20 protein-coding genes and 1 other annotated feature are annotated in these 18,883 nt (G+C 58.2%); of the genes, 6 read left to right on the top strand and 14 right to left on the bottom strand.

Annotated elements, in window-relative coordinates; genetic code table 11:
- Positions 1-69: 69 nt before the first annotated feature.
- Both tal and ET34_RS22450 read right to left on the bottom strand, forming a co-directional pair.
- A complete protein-coding gene (gene tal, locus ET34_RS0103910; RefSeq protein ID WP_031519635.1) occupies positions 70-1,023 on the bottom strand; it encodes a transaldolase in 954 nt (317 codons plus the stop codon).
- Between the two features lie 60 nt (positions 1,024-1,083).
- Positions 1,084-1,266: a hypothetical protein gene (locus tag ET34_RS22450; protein ID WP_031519633.1), complete on the bottom strand. Its 183-nt coding sequence runs from the start codon at positions 1,264-1,266 to the stop codon at positions 1,084-1,086.
- 59 nt (positions 1,267-1,325) lie between these two features.
- Between ET34_RS22450 and yaaA the strand changes: the two genes are divergently transcribed.
- Positions 1,326-2,099, top strand: coding sequence for a peroxide stress protein YaaA (gene yaaA / locus ET34_RS0103900; protein ID WP_031519632.1), 774 nt, complete (start codon positions 1,326-1,328; stop codon positions 2,097-2,099).
- A gap of 44 nt (positions 2,100-2,143) precedes the next feature.
- On the opposite strand, the gene ET34_RS0103895 is transcribed toward yaaA, so the two are convergent.
- The 7 genes from ET34_RS0103895 to yjjY all read right to left on the bottom strand — a co-directional run bounded on the left by ET34_RS0103895 (position 2,144) and on the right by yjjY (position 8,906).
- Positions 2,144-2,428, bottom strand: a complete 285-nt coding sequence (locus tag ET34_RS0103895; RefSeq protein WP_031519630.1) for a DUF2502 domain-containing protein — start codon at positions 2,426-2,428, stop codon at positions 2,144-2,146.
- A 216-nt stretch (positions 2,429-2,644) separates the two neighbouring features.
- Positions 2,645-3,934 carry a threonine synthase gene (thrC, locus tag ET34_RS0103890; RefSeq protein ID WP_031519628.1) on the bottom strand — a complete coding sequence of 430 codons (1,290 nt, stop codon included), beginning with the start codon at positions 3,932-3,934 and terminating at the stop codon, positions 2,645-2,647.
- Between the two features lie 3 nt (positions 3,935-3,937).
- Positions 3,938-4,867, bottom strand: coding sequence for a homoserine kinase (gene thrB / locus ET34_RS0103885; RefSeq protein WP_031519626.1), 930 nt, complete (start codon positions 4,865-4,867; stop codon positions 3,938-3,940).
- Between the two features lies 1 nt (position 4,868).
- Complete coding sequence (thrA, locus tag ET34_RS0103880; RefSeq protein WP_031519624.1) at positions 4,869-7,331, bottom strand: bifunctional aspartate kinase/homoserine dehydrogenase I; 2,463 nt, start codon at positions 7,329-7,331, stop codon at positions 4,869-4,871.
- 25 nt (positions 7,332-7,356) lie between these two features.
- Positions 7,357-7,474 (bottom strand) — a sequence feature (Thr leader region).
- Positions 7,413-7,481, bottom strand: a complete 69-nt coding sequence (gene thrL / locus ET34_RS21515; RefSeq protein ID WP_071789318.1) for a thr operon leader peptide — start codon at positions 7,479-7,481, stop codon at positions 7,413-7,415. It overlaps the preceding feature by 62 nt.
- 202 nt (positions 7,482-7,683) lie before the next feature.
- Positions 7,684-8,370 (bottom strand): tRNA/rRNA methyltransferase, encoded by a 687-nt coding sequence (locus ET34_RS0103875; protein ID WP_031519622.1) that lies wholly within the window; start codon positions 8,368-8,370, stop codon positions 7,684-7,686.
- Positions 8,371-8,765: 395 nt separating this feature from the next.
- Positions 8,766-8,906 (bottom strand): YjjY family protein, encoded by a 141-nt coding sequence (gene yjjY, locus ET34_RS22445; RefSeq protein ID WP_152548344.1) that lies wholly within the window; start codon positions 8,904-8,906, stop codon positions 8,766-8,768.
- Between the two features lie 95 nt (positions 8,907-9,001).
- Here yjjY and arcA point away from each other — a divergent pair, with 95 nt between their 5' ends.
- Positions 9,002-9,718, top strand: coding sequence for a two-component system response regulator ArcA (gene arcA / locus ET34_RS0103870; protein WP_031519621.1), 717 nt, complete (start codon positions 9,002-9,004; stop codon positions 9,716-9,718).
- A 59-nt stretch (positions 9,719-9,777) separates the two neighbouring features.
- Here arcA and creA read toward each other — a convergent pair whose 3' ends face one another.
- Complete coding sequence (gene creA / locus ET34_RS0103865) at positions 9,778-10,248, bottom strand: protein CreA (protein WP_031519619.1); 471 nt, start codon at positions 10,246-10,248, stop codon at positions 9,778-9,780.
- A gap of 207 nt (positions 10,249-10,455) precedes the next feature.
- Here creA and robA point away from each other — a divergent pair, with 207 nt between their 5' ends.
- Entirely contained in the window at positions 10,456-11,325 is an 870-nt protein-coding gene (robA, locus tag ET34_RS0103860; protein WP_031519618.1) for an MDR efflux pump AcrAB transcriptional activator RobA, read from the top strand.
- 3 nt (positions 11,326-11,328) lie between these two features.
- On the opposite strand, the gene gpmB is transcribed toward robA, so the two are convergent.
- Positions 11,329-11,976 carry a 2,3-diphosphoglycerate-dependent phosphoglycerate mutase GpmB gene (gene gpmB / locus ET34_RS0103855; RefSeq protein WP_031519616.1) on the bottom strand — a complete coding sequence of 216 codons (648 nt, stop codon included), beginning with the start codon at positions 11,974-11,976 and terminating at the stop codon, positions 11,329-11,331.
- A gap of 52 nt (positions 11,977-12,028) precedes the next feature.
- Here gpmB and yjjX point away from each other — a divergent pair, with 52 nt between their 5' ends.
- Positions 12,029-12,544: an inosine/xanthosine triphosphatase gene (gene yjjX / locus ET34_RS0103850; RefSeq protein WP_035890870.1), complete on the top strand. Its 516-nt coding sequence runs from the start codon at positions 12,029-12,031 to the stop codon at positions 12,542-12,544.
- Here the strand turns inward: yjjX and trpR are convergent.
- Together trpR and sltY are read right to left on the bottom strand one after the other, a co-directional pair.
- Positions 12,535-12,867, bottom strand: a complete 333-nt coding sequence (gene trpR / locus ET34_RS0103845) for a trp operon repressor (RefSeq protein WP_031519612.1) — start codon at positions 12,865-12,867, stop codon at positions 12,535-12,537. The two genes, yjjX and trpR, sit on opposite strands and share 10 nt — an antisense overlap.
- A 62-nt stretch (positions 12,868-12,929) precedes the next feature.
- The gene (gene sltY, locus ET34_RS0103840; RefSeq protein WP_031519610.1) at positions 12,930-14,864 is read right to left on the bottom strand and encodes a murein transglycosylase; all 1,935 of its coding nucleotides are present in this window, start codon (positions 14,862-14,864) and stop codon (positions 12,930-12,932) included.
- A 255-nt stretch (positions 14,865-15,119) separates the two neighbouring features.
- On the opposite strand from sltY, the gene ettA reads away from it, so the two are divergent.
- On the top strand, positions 15,120-16,787 hold the full coding sequence (gene ettA / locus ET34_RS0103835) for an energy-dependent translational throttle protein EttA (protein WP_031519608.1): 1,668 nt from the start codon (positions 15,120-15,122) through the stop codon (positions 16,785-16,787).
- Positions 16,788-16,825: 38 nt separating this feature from the next.
- Here ettA and ET34_RS0103830 read toward each other — a convergent pair whose 3' ends face one another.
- Entirely contained in the window at positions 16,826-17,722 is an 897-nt protein-coding gene (locus tag ET34_RS0103830) for a LysR family transcriptional regulator (protein WP_031519605.1), read from the bottom strand.
- Between the two features lie 118 nt (positions 17,723-17,840).
- On the opposite strand from ET34_RS0103830, the gene ET34_RS0103825 reads away from it, so the two are divergent.
- On the top strand, positions 17,841-18,842 hold the full coding sequence (locus ET34_RS0103825; protein ID WP_031519603.1) for a zinc-binding alcohol dehydrogenase family protein: 1,002 nt from the start codon (positions 17,841-17,843) through the stop codon (positions 18,840-18,842).
- Positions 18,843-18,883 lie beyond the last annotated feature (41 nt).

Below are 18,883 nucleotides of genomic sequence, written 5' to 3'. Positions count from 1 at the left end.
CACGCAGGCGGGGCTGGCAGACAGGGTGAAACGCGGGAAGATGTGGCCGGCGAACCGGCCACAGCGACATTACAGCAGGGCTTCGACCATTTTTTCCAGTTTTTCCTGGTCAACGGCAAACTTGCGGATACCGTCCGCCAGTTTGTCCACCGCCATCGGATCCTGGTTATGTTCCCAGAAGAACTGGGATTCGGTCATACGCTCAGGACGCGCTTTCACCTCGCCGGCGAAGGAGAGTTTACGCTCTACCGCGCCTTCGCTTTCCGCCAGCTCTTTCAGCAGCGCCGGAGCGATGGTCAGGCGGTCGCAGCCGGCCAGCTCAAGGATTTCGCCGACGTTACGGAAGCTTGCGCCCATCACCACGGTCTCGTAGCCGTGCTGCTTGTAGTATTCGTAGATTTCGGTCACGGATACCACACCCGGATCTTCCTGCGGGGCGTACTCTTTCTTGTCGGTGTTGGACTTGTACCAGTCGAGGATACGGCCCACAAACGGGGAAATCAGGTACACGCCCGCTTCAGCACAGGCGCGCGCTTGGGCGAAGGAGAACAGCAGCGTCAGGTTGCAGTTGATGCCCTCTTTTTCCAGCTGCTCAGCGGCACGGATGCCCTGCCAGGTGGAAGCCAGCTTGATCAGGATACGATCGTTGCTGATGCCGGCATCGTTGTAGAGCTTAATCAGGTGCTTCGCTTTGGCGATGCTGCCTTCGGTATCGTAAGAGAGACGCGCGTCCACTTCGGTGGAGATACGGCCCGGGATCAGCTTGAGGATTTCCAGACCAATGTTGACCGCCAGTTTGTCGGTCGCATCTACTACCTGCTGAGCGCGATCGCTGCTCTGGCTTTTCGCCCAGGTCACGGCATCGTCAATCAGCTTACGGTACTCAGGAATTTGTGCGGCATTAAGGATGAGAGAAGGGTTGGTGGTGGCATCCTGCGGCTGGTACAGCTTCATTGCCGCGATGTCTCCGGTGTCAGCCACGACTGTGGTGAACTGACGCAGGGAGGTCAATTTATCCGTCATGATAATGAGTCTCTTAGAACTGCTTGTTAGGGAGATGTAATCGGTCTGCCCCCGATGATATCACGCCGCATCGCCAGCGCAACCGCGGAGGGCACGCCAGAAAAAATGCCCTAAGCGATGAAAATTCATAGGCTTTATCCGCGTCAGCGCCATGCTGCCGGGGGATTTACGCATCTTCGCCAGCGTATTGCGCAACCGAATCAGGACGATTCCGGCAAAAAAATCACGATTAATCGCAGCCATCGGCCAGGCCGTGACTGTTTTTTGGTAAAGTCAGGCAACTTATTTTTCGGGATACGACGATGCTGATTCTGATTTCACCTGCCAAAACGCTGGATTACCAGAGCGAACTTGCTACCACGCGCTACACCCAGCCCGAGCTGCTCGATTACTCTCAGCAGCTGATTGCCGAGGCGCGCAAGCTCTCTGCCCCGCAGATCGCCTCGCTGATGAGCATCAGCGATAAACTCGCCGATCTCAACGCCACCCGTTTCCACGACTGGCAACCGGACTTCACCCCGGAGAACGCGCGCCAGGCGATTCTGGCGTTCAAAGGTGATGTGTATACCGGTCTGGAAACCGAGACCTTCAGCGAAGAGGATTTCGATTTCGCCCAGCAGCATCTGCGTATGCTTTCCGGGCTGTATGGCGTGCTGCGCCCGCTCGATCTGATGCAGCCTTACCGCCTGGAGATGGGCATTCGTTTTGCCAACGCCAAAGGCAAGGATCTCTACAGCTTCTGGGGCGAAATCATCACTGACAAACTCAACCAGGCGCTGGCCGCTCAGGGCGACAACGTCGTCGTTAATCTGGCGTCCGATGAGTACTTCAAAGCCGTGAAACCGAAGGCGCTGAATGCGGAGATTATCAAGCCGGTATTCCTTGATGAGAAAAACGGCAAGTTCAAGGTCATCAGCTTCTACGCCAAAAAAGCACGCGGCCTGATGAGCCGCTACATCATTCAGAACCGCCTGACCAGCCCGGAGCAGCTGACCGGCTTTGATCTTGACGGCTATCAGTTTGACGAGGCGGCGTCGAAAGGCGCGGAGCTGGTGTTTACGCGCAGCGAGCGTTAATTACGCACCACAGCGAAAAGGCGGACCGGGTCCGCCTTTTTTTGTTAGTGCCGGTGCCAGCCGCGATCGTGACGATGGTCGCGGTCGTGATGGCGTTCCGGGCCACGCCCTTCGCGGTGGCCGTGCGGCTGCCAGCGGTGGTCGCGCCACTGATAGTGCGATTGCCACCAGTCATGGTCGCGCCAGCGGCCGCCGTCCCAGCGGTGCCCCCGGTTATCGCTGTCACCAATCTGTAACTTCACCGACGGTAACAGCGTGATGTCTGCCGCCTGTGCCATCACGGGCGTCATGAGCATGACGGATAAAGCCAGTATCACAGGTTTCAGCATAATATTTACTCCTCGCTACACTCCCCACTGCGGGGCTGATGAAGCAAGCCTACGCGTTACCCGGCTGCCGGGTTATCCGGTGGCGTCCTAATTGCTAAGTGCCCGCATTTATTGGGAAAACCTCCTTTTTTCCTGCCACTTTCCTGCTTATTTTCTTCACATTTGGGCATAAAAAAAGGAGAAGCCATGCTTCCCCTTTGTGGTTGCAAATGTGCCTTAGTCGCGTGGCTTCATCATCAGCTGACGCAGCGCGGCGTAATCGGCTGGCAGGAACTGCGACAGCAGCGGCAGCTCGGCGCGTTCGGCCAGCGCCTCTGGCAGATCCAGCGTCTGGCCGAGGATCTCCTCCACGCTCTCTTTAAACTTCGCCGGATGGGCAGTGCCGAGGAACAGGCCGTACTCGCCAGGATGAAGCTGGTCGCGCAGCGCGCGGTAAGCGATGGCGGCGTGTGGCTCGGAGACATACCCGGCGTCGTTCAGTTCGCGCATAGTGGAGGCGGTGGTTTCATCATCCACCGCAGCATAACCCAGCTCGTTGAGGCGCCAGATTTTACGGCGGAAAATCTCTTCCACCCGTGGCCAGTTGTTCGGCTGGCTGACGTCCATCGCATTAGAGAGCGTGGCGCGGGTGCTGTCTGGTTCCCACTTGCCGTTTTCCAGATAGCGCGGCACGGTGTCGTTGGCATTGGTGGCAGCGATAAAGCGTTTTACCGGCAGGCCAAGCGACTTCGCCAGCAGACCGGCGGTGAGATCGCCGAAGTTGCCGCTTGGCACAGAAATCACCAGCTGATTACGCGCTTCCTGCGGCAGCTGGGCCACCGCTTCAAAGTAGTAGCAGATCTGCGCCAGCAGGCGGCTGATGTTGATGGAGTTAGCGGAGTTGAGGCCGAGCTGGGTTTTCAGCTCTTCGTCATTAAACGCCTGTTTGACCAGCGCCTGGCAGGCATCGAAGTCGCCGTCGATGGCGACGGTTTCGATGTTGTCGCCGAGGGTGCAGAACAGTTTTTCCTGCAGCGGGCTGATTTTGCCGCGCGGGTAGAGGATCACCACGCGTACGTTTTTCAGGCCGTAGAAGGCGTGCGCGACGGCGGCCCCGGTGTCACCGGAGGTGGCGGTGAGGATGGTGACCGGTTTGTCGCCGCTGATGTGGGTCAGCATCTGCGCCATAAAGCGGCCGCCAAAGTCTTTAAACGCCAGCGTCGGGCCGTGGAACAGCTCCAGGCAGCCGATGTCGCTCTGCACTTCCTTCACCGGGGCCGGGAAGGTAAAGGCGTTGCGGATGCGGGTTTCGAGGATCTCCGCCGGAATTTCATCGCCGATAAACGCCGACAGGATCTTGCTGCTGCGGGATACGAAGTCCATCTCCAGCATGTCGTCCACTTCGGTCAGGCTGAACTCGGGCAGGTCATGCGGGAAAAAGAGGCCCTGCTGTGAGCCAAGACCCTGCGTTACCGCCTGTGCGAAGCTGACCTGTTCGTTATGATCTTTAAGGTTGTAGAGTTTCATTCGTTATCCCAGTACTCGTGCGCCAGCCGTGTCCAGACGGCAGATGTGGACGAATCCGTCCTGATTTTGAAGATAGTGCTGACCGAGCCAGTCCGCCATCCGCTGCGCCGTTTCCGGGTTATCGCAGACGGCAAACAGGGTCGGCCCGGAGCCGGAGATGCCGCACGCCAGCGCGCCGATATCTGCGGCAGCGCTGCGCGCTTCGCTGAAGCCCGGCAGCAGTTTGGTGCGGTACGGCTCCGCAATAACATCCCGCATCAGCTTCGCGGCCAGCGCGGGTTGTCCGGTATGGCAGGCATGGATAAAGCCGGCCAGATGACGCCCGTGGCTGATGCAGTCCTGACGGCGGTACTGCGCCGGTAGGATGGCGCGCGCTTCGGCGGTGGAAACCTTAATGCCGGGGTATGCCAGCACCCACAGCCACTCATCAAAGCCTGGCACCTCCTGGCTGATAATGCCGTTTTCTTCGATCATCAGTTGGATGCCGCCTAAGAAACAGGGGGCGACGTTATCATAGTGGATGCTGCCGGAAATGCGCCCTTCCAGCTCGCCCATCAGGGAGAGCAGACGGGTATCGCTCAGCGGCTTGCCGCAGTGCTCGTTCATCGCCATTAACCCGGCAACCACCGAGCAGGCACTGGACCCCAGCCCGGAGCCGATCGGCATGTTTTTTTCCAGCGTCATGGCGACCGGGATCTCCCTGCCAATTTCCTGGCAGAAGCGCTCCCAGCACTGGTAGACGATGTTTTCCCGCGGCGCGTCCGGCAGCTTGCTGGCGAAACGCCCGAGGTTTTGCAGACTGAAGCGTTCGGCAGCCTCAACGGTGACGTAATCACCCAGCAGCGAGCCGTCTATCGGCGTCACCGCCGCACCCAGCACATCAAAGCCGACGCTCATATTTGCGCTGGAAGCCGGGGCATATACTTTAACCATCTTAAACTCCTAACTTCCATGAGAGGGTGCGCAGCAGGTCGGCGAAGACCCCGGCAGCGGTTACGTCGTTGCCAGCGCCGTAGCCGCGCAGCACCAGCGGTAGCGGCTGGTAGTAGCGGCTGTAAAACGCCAGCGCGTTTTCGCCGTTCTTCACTTTATACAGCGGATCGTTACCGTCCACGGCAGCGATTTTCACGCGGCAGACGCCGTCCTCTTCGATATTGCCGACGTAGCGCAGCACTTTCCCTTCATCACGCGCCTGAGCGACGCGGGCGGCGAACTCGTCATCAAGCTGCGGGAGACGCGCCATAAAGGCGCTGACGTCGCCGGTGCTGTCGAAGCTGGCCGGCAGGACCGGCTCCACCACGATATCCGCCAGCTCAAGGCTGCGGCCGGTTTCACGCGCCAGGATAAGCAGCTTACGCGCCACGTCCATGCCGCTCAGGTCGTCGCGCGGGTCCGGCTCGGTGTATCCCATCTCGCGTGCCAGAGTGGTAGCCTCCGACAGGCTCATGCCTTCATCCAGCTTGCCGAAGATGAACGACAGCGACCCGGAAAGAATACCGGAGAAGCGCTGTAGCTCATCGCCGGCATTGAGCAGGTTTTGCAGGTTTTCAATCACCGGCAGACCGGCACCGACGTTAGTGTCATACAGGAACTTGCGGCGCGATTTTTCCGCCGCGCGGCGCAGCTCGTGGTAGTAGTTCATCGACGAGGTGTTGGCCTTCTTGTTCGGCGTCACCACGTGGAACCCCTCTTTCAGGAAGTCGGCGTACTGATCGGCCACCGCCTGGTTGGAGGTGCAGTCTACGATCACCGGGTTGAGCAGGTGGTACTCTTTAACCAGGCGGATCAGGCGGCCAAGATTGAACGGCTCTTTCGCTTCCGCCAGTTCCGCCTGCCAGTTTTCCAGATCCAGCCCGTGCACGTTGGTCAGCAGCGCGCGAGAGTTCGCGAGGCCGCAGACGCGTAAATCGATATGCTTCTGCTTCAGCCAGCTCTGCTGACGCTTAAGCTGCTCGATCAGCGCCCCGCCGACGCCGCCGACGCCGACCACAAACACTTCAATCACCTGATCGGTGTTAAACAACATCTGATGGGTGACGCGCACGCCGGTTACCGCGTCGTCATTGCTGACCACCACCGAGATAGAGCGCTCGGAAGAGCCCTGGGCAATCGCCACGATGTTGATATTGGCGCGGGCCAGCGCAGCAAAGAACTTCGCCGAGATGCCGCGCAGGGTGCGCATACCGTCGCCCACCACTGAGATGATCGCCAGCCGGTTCATCACCGCCAGCGGCTCCAGCAGCCCCTCTTTCAGCTCCAGGTAGAACTCCTCTTCCATCACCCGGGTGGCGCGTTCGCTGTCGCTCTGCGGGACGCAGAAGCTGATGCTGTATTCCGAGGAGGACTGAGTGATCAGCACCACCGAGATCCCGGCGCGGGACATGGTAGCGAAGACGCGCGCCGCCATGCCGACCATTCCTTTCATGCCCGGCCCGGAGACGCTGAACATCGCCATGTTATTGAGATTACTGATGCCCTTCACCGGCAGGCCGTCATCCTCGCTGGTCGCGCCAATCAGCGTTCCCGGCGCCTGCGGGTTGGCGGTGTTTTTAATCAGGCAAGGGATCTGGAACTGGGCGATGGGGGTGATGGTGCGGGGATGCAGCACTTTAGCACCGAAATAGGACAGCTCCATCGCTTCCTGATAGGACATAGACTTCAACAGCCTGGCGTCCGGCACCTGGCGCGGGTCGCAGGTATAAACGCCGTCGACGTCGGTCCAGATTTCGCAGCAGTCGGCGCGCAAACAGGCCGCCAGCACCGCCGCCGAGTAGTCGGACCCGTTGCGGCCCAGCACCACTAACTCGCCGTTTTCGTTACCGGCGGTGAAACCGGCCATCAGCACCATATGATCCGCTGGAATACGGCTGGCAGCGATGCGGCGCGTGGACTCAGCGATATCCACGGTGGATTCGAGGTAGTGACCTACCGCCAGCAGTTTTTCTACCGGGTCGATAACGGTGACCTTGTTGCCGCGCGCCTGCAACAGCGCAGCCATGATGGCGATGGAAAGCTTCTCACCGCGGCAGATCAGCGCCGCGTTGATGCTGTCCGGGCACTGACCGAGCAGGCTGATGCCATGCAGCACGTGTTTGATCTGGGCGAACTCCTGCGCGACGACCGCTTTCAGCCCGGCAAGGTCGAAGCCCGGCTGGGCCTGCGCCAGCCCGTCCAGCAGCTGGGCGAAAATCTGCTCGGCGTCGCTGATGTTGGGAATAGCGTCCTGGCCGGCGATGGTTTTCTCGATCATCGCCACCAGGTGGTTGGTAATTTTTGCGGGTGCAGAAAGAACGGTCGCTACCTGCCCTTGCCTGGCATTGCTTTCCAGAATGTCGGCAACGCGCTGGAACCGCTCCGCGTTTGCCACTGATGTACCGCCGAATTTCAACACTCTCATGGTGGTTGCCCTTTGATTTTTAGTCGAAAAAAAAGCCCGCACTGTTCAGGTGCGGGCTTTTTTCAGTATTTCCTGTACGCGTCAGCCCGCACCGTTACCTGTGGTAATGGTGATGGTTGTAATAGTGGTGGTCAGGCTGATGCGAATCATGGATGTTGTGTGCTCTGAATCTTTTTGTGTGTTCTGTATTGGTTAAAGTATCCGCCGGGTGAAGTCAACGCATTTCTGTTTTTGGCTATTTATTAACCACAACCGCGGTTCGCTGTACGGCAGAGGCTTTCCAACCATAACCACTGCTTATGGTCGTAGCATAGCGATATTCTGCACGGCCATGGGTCCATTAAGCAGCAGGTTATTCTGGAAATTTTTTTTCGATATCGTGCAGCAGTCGATGCAGCATCGCGGTGTCGCGCTGCTTCAGCAGTCCCAGACGCTGGCTCAGCCAGTCCGCCATTTTCACGTCATCGCTCACCTCCAGCCTTTCCAGTAACGAAGTGACGCGCAGACGCAGCGCCTGCAACTGGTTCACTTCCCCGGACGGAACGCTGACGGGCGCAAGCTGCATCAGCGAAGAGAGCTGATAGCAGTAAACCATCACCGCCTGGCCAAGGTTAAGCGAGGGGTAATCCGCCACCATAGGCACGCCGGTGAGAACATCCGCCAGCGCCAGCTCGTCATTGGTCAGGCCAGAATCTTCCCGCCCGAATACTAGCGCGCAGCGCGTCAGCCACTGGCGCTTCTCTTCCAGCAGCGGCAGTAACTGTTGTGGGGTGGCGTAGTAGTGAAACTTCGCTCTGCTGCGCGCGGTGGTCGCGATGGTAAAGTCGACGTCAGCCAGCGCATCGGCCAGAGTGTCGAAGGTTTCCACGTTATCCAGAATATCCCCTGCGCCGTGCGCTACGCGCCGGGCAGCTTCATCGCGCCACGCGTCGCTGGCGACAATACGCAGCCGGGTAAAGCCCATGGTTTTCATCGCCCTGGCTGCCGCGCCAATGTTTTCAGCGCGGGCAGGCGCTACCAGTACAACAGGAAACTCCATATTTTTCTCTTCTCTGCATTACGCGTAACCGGATAGATTTACACCCTCTTATTACGTCGTAAAAAATTACATTACAGCAACAATTAACAGGCGATCACGCCGAAAATATATAAACTTTGCTTATGGATTTATCCGAGTTGCTGGCCGCTTTGTTATGAGGATACCGCATGTTATCCTTATGTTTATCATGAATAAACCCGATGAAAATATCGCTTGTTATTTCTATTCACCTTGTTTATTAGTTAGAGGGTGAAACGACATGATTGATTATAAAATTGTGACCGAATCGCGTTCTGTGAGACGTCAATTTCATGAAACGCTCGACGTGCTACAATTGAACTTGATATATGTCAACGAAGCGTAGTTTTATTGGGTGTCGTAGCCGCCCTGGTCTGTTATGTTGCTGTTAAAATGGTTAGGATATCAGCCGTTTTTGACACCGTCGGGTCCACAGAAAAAGTACCCAAGACCAGGCTAATGATGTTGTTGACGTAGACGAATAGTGCATCAAGAACGCCATTACGTACTTTAGTCATGTTACGCCCGGCATGTTAATTTATATCATGCAGCAGGCAGGTCAGGGACTTTTGTACTCCTGTTTCGATTTAGTTGGCAATTTTAGGTAGCAAACATGCAGACCCCGCACATCCTTATCGTTGAAGACGAGTTGGTAACACGCAACACGTTGAAAAGTATTTTCGAAGCAGAAGGCTACGATGTTTCTGAGGCCACCGATGGCGCTGAAATGCATCAGATCCTCTCTGAGAATGACATCAACCTGGTGATCATGGACATCAACCTGCCGGGTAAAAACGGCCTGTTGCTGGCGCGAGAGCTGCGTGAACAAGCTAACGTTGCCCTGATGTTCCTGACCGGTCGCGACAATGAAGTCGACAAGATCCTTGGCCTCGAAATCGGCGCCGATGACTACATCACCAAGCCGTTCAATCCTCGCGAGCTGACGATTCGCGCGCGCAACCTGCTGTCGCGTACCATGAACCTCGCCGCCGTCAGCGAAGAGCGCCGCAGCGTTGAGAGCTATAAATTTAACGGCTGGGAACTGGACATCAACAGCCGTTCTCTGATCGGCCCGAATGGCGAACAGTACAAGCTGCCGCGCAGCGAGTTCCGCGCCATGCTGCACTTCTGTGAAAATCCGGGCAAAATCCAGACGCGCGCCGAGCTGCTGAAGAAAATGACCGGTCGCGAACTGAAGCCGCACGACCGTACCGTTGACGTGACCATTCGTCGCATTCGTAAGCACTTCGAATCCACGCCGGACACGCCAGAAATCATCGCCACTATTCACGGCGAAGGTTACCGCTTCTGCGGCGACTTACAGGAATAACTCCCGGTTACGTAAAAAAGGGCAGCTGACTGCCCTTTTTTCATTTCTGGCGCCGGGGGTTACTTCCAGGGCATCACCGGAACCGCGCTGAGCGCATTTTTCGGTGAGCCTTCCACCACTTTGTCTGAGTACGCGAGGTACGCCAGCGTGTTGCGTTTAGCATCATAGAAGCGCACCACCTGTAGCTTCTTGAATATCAGCGATGTGCGTTTCTGGAACACCACATCCCCCTGCGCTTTACCCGCTTTGATCTTCTCGCTAATTTCGATCGGCCCTACCTGCTGGCATGAGATCGCTGCATCTGACGTATCCTCCGCCAGACCCAGTCCACCCTTGATACCACCGGTTTTAGCGCGGCTGATGTAGCAGGTAACGTTTTTTACGTCCGGATCGTCAAATGCCTCAACCACAATCTTATGATCCGGCCCGAAGATCTTGAATACCGTGTCGACCGATCCGATCTCCTCTGCCGCAGCGTGGAAGCTGAAAAGCGAAAGCAGCGCGGCAAAAGTTAAGTGTCTATATTTCATATTGTTACCATTTTTAAAATATTGCCTGGTGTGATTATTACACTGTGTTGAAAAAAGTTTAATTATCACTGCGTTACACGCCTGACGCGAATTTTGTAGAAAAAAAGCCTCAGGCGTGGCAAAAAACACAGAATGCTAAAAAAACAAAAAATGCTATTATCCGCACCTTAGTTTCAAGCACTCTCTCATGCTGGATGAGGATATTTTATGGATCAGGCTGGGATCATTCGCGACTTGCTTACCTGGCTGGAAAGCCACCTGGATCATCCCCTCTCTTTAGATAACGTGGCGGCTAAAGCGGGCTATTCCAAGTGGCATTTACAACGGATGTTTAAAGACGTTACCGGGCACGCAATTGGTGCCTATATACGCGCGCGCCGGCTGTCAAAGTCAGCGGTGGCGCTTCGCCTCACCGCGCGTCCCATTCTCGATATTGCCCTGCAATATCGATTCGATTCGCAGCAAACTTTTACCCGCGCGTTTAAAAAACAGTTTTCCATGACGCCAGCGCTCTATCGCCGCTCGGCCGACTGGAGCGCGTACGGTATTCGCCCGCCGCTGCGGCTGGACAGCTTTACGCTCCCGGAGCATAAATTCGTTACGCTGCCGCCGATGCACCTGATTGGTCTCACCCAGAGCTACAGCTGCGCGCTGGAGCAGATTTCCGACTTCCGTAACGAGATGCGCATCCAGTTCTGGCGCGCGTTTCTGGAACACTGCCCGACCATTCCACCGGAGCTGTACGGGTTGCACGAGCCGCGCCCCAGCATCGAGCGGGATGACGAACAGGAGGTGTTTTACACCACCGCGCTGCCACCGGAGCTGGCTGAAAACTGCCTGCCGAATGCCCACGCGGTTACCCTGGATGGCGGTGACTACGTGCAGTTCGATTATGAGGGGCCGGGAACCGGACTGCAGGAGTTCATCCTGACGGTGTACGGCACCTGTATGCCTTCGCTCAACCTGACCCGTCGTAAGGGCCAGGATATTGAACGCTTCTTCCCGCGCGACGAAACCAAACACCAGGAGCCGCCGCGCTATCTGCGCTGCGAGTACCTGATTCCGATTCGCCGCTAACGGCTAACGCTGCATTTCATCCAACGCAGGGGCGTCCAGATGTGAGACGTCGCCTGCGGTTTCCACCACCCAGCCTGATGCCAGCCACGGGCTTTGCTGGTAATCAACGCGGGAAAGCGAACAGTTGCGCAGGCGCAGGCGGCGTTCCGCCCAGGCGGGTAGACCGAGAATGGTACTGACCAGACAGCCCAGCGCCATGCCGTGACTCACCAGTAGCGGACGACTCCCTTCCGGCAACTCCAGACACGCATTCAGCGCGCTCTGCATGCGCTCGCTCAGTTCCACCATCGACTCGCCGTCCGGAATACGTCCGTCGGGAGTGCCGTTCACCAGCTGACGACGCCAGCCCTCTTCTTCCTCGGTCAGACCGTCGATATGGCGCTGCTCCAGCACGCCCATATCCAGCTCGCGCAGGCGCGCGTCGAGCGTCACGTCACACCCGCAAGCCTGAGCAATAATACTGGCGGTCTGACGCGTTCGTCCCAGATCGCTGGAGATGATATGGGTGATGCCCAGCGCTCTGGCGCGTTCAGCCACCTGCTGCGCCTGCTGCTCACCCTTTTCGGTCAGGGCGCTGTCAGACTGCCCCTGAATGCGTCGCTCGGCGTTCCACTGCGTTTCGCCGTGGCGAACAAGGTATACCTGTAACATACTTTTTATCCGTTATACTGCTGCACACGTTTTATCAGAATGTTAAATGATTATGCACCAAGTTATCTGTGCCACCACTAATCCCGCCAAAATTAAGGCGATTCTGCACGCGTTTGAGGCCATTTTTGGCACCGCATCCTGCCATATCGAATCTGTGGTCGTCGAGACCGGTGTGCCCGAGCAGCCGCTCGGCAGCGAAGAGACCCGCGCCGGGGCGCGTATTCGCGTTCAGAATGCGCGGGCGCTAAAACCCGAGGCGGATTTTTGGGTTGCCATCGAAGCCGGCATTGACGAAGGCAGCACCTTTAGCTGGGTGGTGATTGAACGTGGAGATAAGCGCGGCGAAGCGCGATCCGCCACGCTGCCGCTGCCTGAACCTATTCTGGAGAAAGTGTATCAAGGTGAACCGCTGGGGCCGGTGATGTCTGCCCTGACCGGCATTGACGCCATCGGCCGCAAAGAGGGTGCCATCGGCGTATTCACCGGCGGGGTGCTGACCCGCAGCAGCGTTTACCACCAGGCGGTAGTGCTGGCGTTAAGCCCGTTCCATAACGCGATTTACGACTGATCGCCCTTGAGCAGCACCTGCTCCAGCCAGACGCGCAGCTCAGGCGGGGCGGCTTTCAGGCTGTTAGAGCCGCGAGTGATGGTGGCGATGCCAGCGCCCAGCTCATTTTTGAGTTCGCGCTGGCTCATCTCGCCGCGCAGCAGCTCTTCGATGATACGCACGCGAGTGCCGAGCGCCTCACGTTCGTCAGGGGTCAACAACAGCATCATCAGCGGAAGATGCAGATCGCGATCGAACGCGTTTTTCAGCAGCTCCACGAAACGAAGCCACTCCCGATTGTGCTGTTCGGCCTGCTCTGCAGACCAGGGCGCGTGTTGGGTCATGTTATGCCGCCATCCGGAATACTCATTAACTAGTACAGCAGCATAACATACCCGACGTCAAATCAGTAACGGCGCTGCCATTCGCTGCTGGTCAGCAACGCTGGCTTATCCCCCATGAAGTAACGGTAATACGCGTCATGAGCCAGCACGTTTTTCACGTAGCCGCGGGTTTCCGAGAATGGAATGCTCTCGATAAAGGCAACCGCATCGAGGCGCCCGGCGCTGTTGCCAAGCCACGTCCGTACTCGCCCCGGCCCGGCGTTGTAGGCTGCCGACGACAGGATGCGGTTATAGCCGAACTGCTCATAAACGCTTTGCAGATAGGTAGTGCCGATGTTGATGTTCATTTCCGGATCGAGCAGCTGATTACTGCTGCTGTAACCCGGAATGCCAAACTTCGTCACCGTGTGGCTCGCGGTAGCGGGCATCACCTGCATCAGGCCAGACGCCCCCACCGGGGAGCGCACCTTCGGGTTCCAGGCGCTCTCCTGACGGGCAATCGCCATCGCATAGCTTTTCGAGATGTCTTTGTTGCTGACGTAACGGTCGAACGTGCTCTGCCAGGCCAGCGGGAAACGCTCTTCCAGCTGATCCCACAGCTTACCGGCGATGGTGGCCTGCACGCTGAGATCCCACCAGTCCTGGTCGAAGGCATAGCGCGCCAGCGCCGCCTGCTCGTTTACCGGACGGCTGACCACCAGATTCGCCCACTCGCTGCGCGCCGTGTTGTCCATGCCCCAGTACATCAGCTCGCGCACACGGGCCATCTCCGGCCCCTGGAACACGGCACCGTTAACCTGCGGGGCTTTGTCGACGCGCAGCGGGTAATCCTCGCCGAGGCGCTGGGCCGCGACCATCGGATAGAAGCCGCGGGTCTGCATCAGATCGCGCAGAATGGTTTTGGCCTCTTCTTCACGCCCGCGCTCCAGCAGCAGATCGGCCTGCCAGTAGCGCCATTCGTCTTTCTCTTTCGCTTCCATCGGCAGACGCGCCAGCCAGGTGTTCAGACCACCGCGATCGCCGGTTCCCAGCGCCATACGCACGCGGCGCTCAATCAGCGAGATGGACTGGGAACGCATGATAACGTCGTCACGCCAGTGAGCCTCCTCAGCGGTGATATCATTGCCCATCAGCCGCCAGGCCACCAGCTCGTTCAGCTCTTGCACCTGATCGGCATTGAGTTTCTGCGCCTGGGTCAGAGAGGAGATCATCATGCGCGCGTTGTCCGCATCCTCACGGGCGACGCTGGCAAAGGCTACTGCCACCAGCTGGCGGGTAAAGTCGGTCGCTCCCACCGTCTGCGCGAAGCTCAGCACGCTGTCAGGGTTGTTGGCGAGGCTTATCAGCGATGAAGAGAGCGTCTGATACTGCGATGGCATCTCTACAGCCAGCTGCCCCACCAGACGGGTATTGCCCTCTTTCATCGCCAGGCGAATGCGCTCAAGGTAATCTTCCGGCTGCTGCGTGCCTGAGCTGCGCCAGGCCGAGAACAGACGGTCGCAGGCCGACGGCAGATTTTTCCCGGTCAGCCACAGGCGCTTCGCCCCAATCCAGGCATCGCTGGTCTGACCGGTGTTGTATTTCGCATAGTAGAAATTACATTTCGCCTCGGTGGTGCCCGGCTCGGTAGGGCTGAAGGCAAGCAGACCGCGCCAGTCCTCGCGCCGCGCCAGCTCGTTCACAAAACGCGATTTCAGCGCGCGTGCCGGCGGCAGCGTCGGGTTCTGCTGGATAAACTGGCTCACCGCCAGCGCCGGCTGGTTCATCAGATCGTCAGTCAGCTGACGGTACTGCAGATAGGGATAGAGCGGATAGTCGCGCAGGCCGGGCATCATCTGCTCCACCACCGCCATCTGGCGGCTATCCCACGCCTGTTTAATCTGGGTGTAGCGGCTGCGTTGTTCATCCAGTGAATCGGCACGCGCCAGGCTGCTTACGGTCATCAGACACACGCTGGCCGCAAGCACGCGCCAGACGGCATGTTTGGCTTTTCCCACAGTGACTCCTCAATATCGTTGTTCCCGCGGCAGCCTCATGCCGCCCCTGAGCCGGTGTGCTTACAGCACAACCTTTTCATGCTAACCAGGCATGCCCGGTTGCGCCATGATATGAACATTTTTTTACGCTTTGTGTGGCGGCCTGCGCGACATAACACGCCGGGCGTTGATGGCTGGGCTTGGGCCATGAAAAAGGCTACACTTCGCATCTGATACGAACCAGTTTACTCACTATAAAAGAGGCGAAGTCGCAACGTGGCTCAATTCGTTTATACCATGCATCGTGTCGGCAAAGTCGTACCGCCGAAACGTCATATTTTGAAGAATATCTCGCTGAGCTTTTTCCCGGGCGCGAAAATCGGTGTGCTGGGTCTCAACGGTGCCGGTAAATCTACCCTGCTGCGCATCATGGCTGGCATCGATACCGAAATCGAAGGCGAAGCCCGCCCGCAACCCGGCATTAAAATCGGCTACCTGCCGCAGGAGCCGCAGCTCAACCTTGAGCACACGGTACGCGAATCCGTTGAGGAAGCGCTGTCTGAAGTGGTCACCGCGCTGAAGCGTCTGGACGAAGTCTATGCGCTGTATGCCGACCCGGATGCCGATTTCGACAAACTGGCCGCCGAACAGGGCAAGCTGGAAGAGATCATCCAGGCGCACGACGGTCACAACCTGAACGTGCAGCTGGAGCGCGCCGCTGACGCTCTGCGCCTGCCGGACTGGGATGCGAAAATCGCTAACCTCTCCGGGGGTGAACGCCGCCGCGTTGCACTGTGCCGCCTGCTGCTGGAAAAACCAGACATGCTGCTGCTCGACGAACCGACCAACCACCTGGATGCGGAATCCGTGGCCTGGCTGGAACGCTTCCTGCACGACTTCGAAGGAACCGTAGTGGCGATTACCCACGACCGTTACTTCCTCGACAACGTGGCGGGCTGGATCCTCGAACTTGACCGCGGGGAAGGTATTCCGTGGGAAGGCAACTACTCCTCCTGGCTTGAGCAGAAAGATCAGCGTCTGGCCCAGGAAGCCTCTCAGGAAGCGGCGCGCCGTAAATCCATTGAGAAAGAGCTGGAGTGGGTGCGTCAGGGTGCTAAAGGCCGTCAGTCCAAAGGCAAAGCGCGTCTGGCTCGCTTCGAAGAGCTTAACAGCACTGAATACCAGAAGCGTAACGAGACTAACGAACTCTTCATTCCGCCGGGACCGCGTCTGGGCGATAAAGTGCTGGAAGTGTCGAACCTGCGCAAATCCTACGGCGATCGCGTACTGATCGACGATCTGACTTTCTCTATCCCGAAAGGGGCGATCGTCGGTATCATCGGTCCGAACGGCGCGGGTAAATCTACCCTGTTCCGTATGCTGTCCGGTCAGGAACAGCCGGATGCGGGCACCATCGATCTCGGTGAAACCGTGAAGCTGGCGTCGGTGGATCAGTTCCGTGACGCGATGGACAACAGCAAAACCGTGTGGGAAGAAGTGTCCGGCGGACTGGACATCATGAAGATCGGCAACACCGAAATGCCAAGCCGCGCTTACGTAGGCCGCTTCAACTTCAAAGGTGTCGATCAGGGCAAACGCGTGGGCGAGCTGTCCGGCGGTGAGCGCGGTCGTCTGCACCTGGCGAAGCTGCTGCAGGTTGGCGGCAACATGCTGCTGCTTGATGAACCGACCAACGACCTGGATATCGAAACCCTGCGCGCGCTGGAAAACGCCCTGCTGGAGTTCCCGGGCTGTGCGCTGGTTATCTCGCACGACCGCTGGTTCCTGGACCGTATCGCGACCCACATCATCGATTATCAGGATGAAGGTAAAGTCGAATTCTTCGAAGGTAACTTTACTGAGTACGAAGAGTACAAGAAACGCACCCTGGGCGCGGAAGCGCTGGAGCCGAAGCGTATCAAGTACAAGCGTATTACCAAGTAATCGCACCACTCAGAGAAGGGCACTCGCCCTTCTCTTTTTTATCCCAGATAGAAATCCTTAATGTCGCGGAATGCCATCGCAAAGTCGATGTAGCTGGCCAGCGCCGGCGAGTTCAGTTTGCGGCTCGGATAGACCAGATAAAGATCGTTCCCCTCCGCCTGCCACTGCTCCAGCACCGGCACCAGCACGCCCCGCTCAAGGGTATCCTCCAGCAAAAATGACGGCAGCAGCGTCACCCCCGCCCCGGCCACAGCGCACTCGCGGGCATACAGCAGGTTATCAGTAAGATGCTGCCTGGGCAGGATGCAGCGGTAATACTCCTGCTCGCGATGCAGCACCCATTCCGCCCACGCCCGATGCGTGATACAGCGGTGCGACGCCAGCTGGCCCGGATGCGTCAGCGCAGGATGCTGCGCCAGATAGCCAGGCGCGGCGAGCAGATGACGCGGGCAGTGGCCAATCAGACGGCCTATCAGCGACGAGTCCTGCGGCTTACCGGTGCGCAGCGCGACGTCAAACCCCTCCAGCACCAGATCCCGGATATCATCCGACACCGAAACCTCCAGCATGACGTCGGGATACGCCTCCTGGAAACGGGCATTCATGCGCGCCAGCAGCGTTGCGCCGATCCCCGCCGGACTGGTAATGCGCAGCCGTCCGCTGGGGTTTTGCCGCAGCCGCTGGATAGCGTGGTCCGCGCGCTCGCTGGCGGTGAGCATTTCACGGCAGTGCACCAGATAATGCTCGCCGGCAAAGGTCAGGTTAAGCGTGCGGGTGGTGCGGTTGAGCAGGCGGATGCCGAGGCTGTTTTCCAGCTGGCTGATGCGCTGACTGACGCTGGACTTGGGCAAGCCTGCCCGCCGGGCGGCAGCCGTGAAGCTCCCGCACTCGGCCACCAGCGCGAACAGCGCCATATCCTGAAGCGACTTAAACATGATTGTTCACCTGAGACGAACACGCCATTCTTGATTGTCCATCTTATCAGCTTAACAACCCAGGCATAGACTACATTGAATACAACAGCCTGAACGTCTCACCCATTGAGGAAAAAATATGTCTGTGAAAGCGATTGCCGTTAACCCGCAGGATCCTAAGCACTTTATTGAGATTTCCCAGCAGGAACCGACGCCGGGCGACTACGATCTGCTGGTAGAGGTGAAAGCCGCCTCCGTGAATCCGGTGGATACCAAGGTCCACAAAGGGCTGGTGAAAAACGGCCTGCAGGAGCCGCGCGTGCTGGGTTGGGATGCCAGCGGCATCGTCAAAGCGATGGGCAGCAAGGTGACCGGCTTTAAAGCAGGAGATGAAGTCTGGTACGCCGGGGACATCACGCGTCCGGGCAGTAACACCACCCATCAGCTGATTGATGCCCGCATTGTCGGCCACAAGCCGCGCACCCTCGACTGGGCCGCCGCCGCCGCCCTGCCGCTTACCGCCCTGACGGCCTGGGAAGGTCTGTTCGAACGTCTGAACATTCAGGATGCCGGAGCGGACAAAACCCTGCTGATCATCGGCGGCGCGGGCGGCGTAGGTTCTCTCGCCATCCCGTTTGCGAAGCACCACAGCAACATCAGGATTATCGCGACCGCTTCCCGGGAAGACTCTGCACAGTGGTGCCGCGATCGCGGTGCGGATCTGGTGGTGAACTATCAGGATCTGCCGGGCGAGCTGGCGAAGCACGACATCACGTACGTGGATTACATCTTTATTCTCAATGATACCGATGGCCACTGGGCTAACGTCAGCAAGCTGATCGCCCCGCAGGGCCATATCTGCACCATCGTAGAGAACGAGCATCCGCTGGATCAGAACGAGCTGAAGCTGAAATCCGCCGCGCTGCACTGGGAGTTTATGTACACCCGCAGCATGTACCAGACCGCCGACATGGCGCGTCAGGGTGAGATCCTCAATGCGGTGGCGAAGCTGGTTGACGACGGCGTGGTGGAAAGCTCACTCAGCAAAACGCTGCACGGCCTGAGCGTTGAAACCCTGCAGCAGGCACACGATGCCGTGCTCGACGGCCATATGCGCGGGAAAGTTGTTATCGCGTACTAAGCCTGTGGCGGGTGCGCGCCGCTTACCCGCCCTACGATGGG

It is taken from the genome of Siccibacter colletis (assembly GCF_000696575.1).
In the GTDB taxonomy this organism is placed as follows: Bacteria; Pseudomonadota; Gammaproteobacteria; order Enterobacterales; family Enterobacteriaceae; genus Siccibacter; species Siccibacter colletis.
Note: the sequence above shows the minus strand (reverse complement) of the source record. Positions and strands in the feature narration are given on the sequence as shown.

Coding starts and splice junctions, on each gene's coding strand:
- robA (WP_031519618.1), top strand. CDS start 10,456: ATGGATCAGGCTGGGATCATTCGCGACTTGCTTACCTGGCTGGAAAGC.
- yjjY (WP_152548344.1), bottom strand. CDS start 8,906: ATGACTAAAGTACGTAATGGCGTTCTTGATGCACTATTCGTCTACGTC.
- yaaA (WP_031519632.1), top strand. CDS start 1,326: ATGCTGATTCTGATTTCACCTGCCAAAACGCTGGATTACCAGAGCGAA.
- thrB (WP_031519626.1), bottom strand. CDS start 4,867: ATGGTTAAAGTATATGCCCCGGCTTCCAGCGCAAATATGAGCGTCGGC.
- ET34_RS0103895 (WP_031519630.1), bottom strand. CDS start 2,428: ATGCTGAAACCTGTGATACTGGCTTTATCCGTCATGCTCATGACGCCC.
- ET34_RS0103875 (WP_031519622.1), bottom strand. CDS start 8,370: ATGGAGTTTCCTGTTGTACTGGTAGCGCCTGCCCGCGCTGAAAACATT.
- yjjX (WP_035890870.1), top strand. CDS start 12,029: ATGCACCAAGTTATCTGTGCCACCACTAATCCCGCCAAAATTAAGGCG.
- tal (WP_031519635.1), bottom strand. CDS start 1,023: ATGACGGATAAATTGACCTCCCTGCGTCAGTTCACCACAGTCGTGGCT.
- ET34_RS0103830 (WP_031519605.1), bottom strand. CDS start 17,722: ATGTTTAAGTCGCTTCAGGATATGGCGCTGTTCGCGCTGGTGGCCGAG.
- arcA (WP_031519621.1), top strand. CDS start 9,002: ATGCAGACCCCGCACATCCTTATCGTTGAAGACGAGTTGGTAACACGC.
- ET34_RS22450 (WP_031519633.1), bottom strand. CDS start 1,266: ATGGCTGCGATTAATCGTGATTTTTTTGCCGGAATCGTCCTGATTCGG.
- gpmB (WP_031519616.1), bottom strand. CDS start 11,976: ATGTTACAGGTATACCTTGTTCGCCACGGCGAAACGCAGTGGAACGCC.
- creA (WP_031519619.1), bottom strand. CDS start 10,248: ATGAAATATAGACACTTAACTTTTGCCGCGCTGCTTTCGCTTTTCAGC.
- thrC (WP_031519628.1), bottom strand. CDS start 3,934: ATGAAACTCTACAACCTTAAAGATCATAACGAACAGGTCAGCTTCGCA.
- ET34_RS0103825 (WP_031519603.1), top strand. CDS start 17,841: ATGTCTGTGAAAGCGATTGCCGTTAACCCGCAGGATCCTAAGCACTTT.
- thrA (WP_031519624.1), bottom strand. CDS start 7,331: ATGAGAGTGTTGAAATTCGGCGGTACATCAGTGGCAAACGCGGAGCGG.
- trpR (WP_031519612.1), bottom strand. CDS start 12,867: ATGACCCAACACGCGCCCTGGTCTGCAGAGCAGGCCGAACAGCACAAT.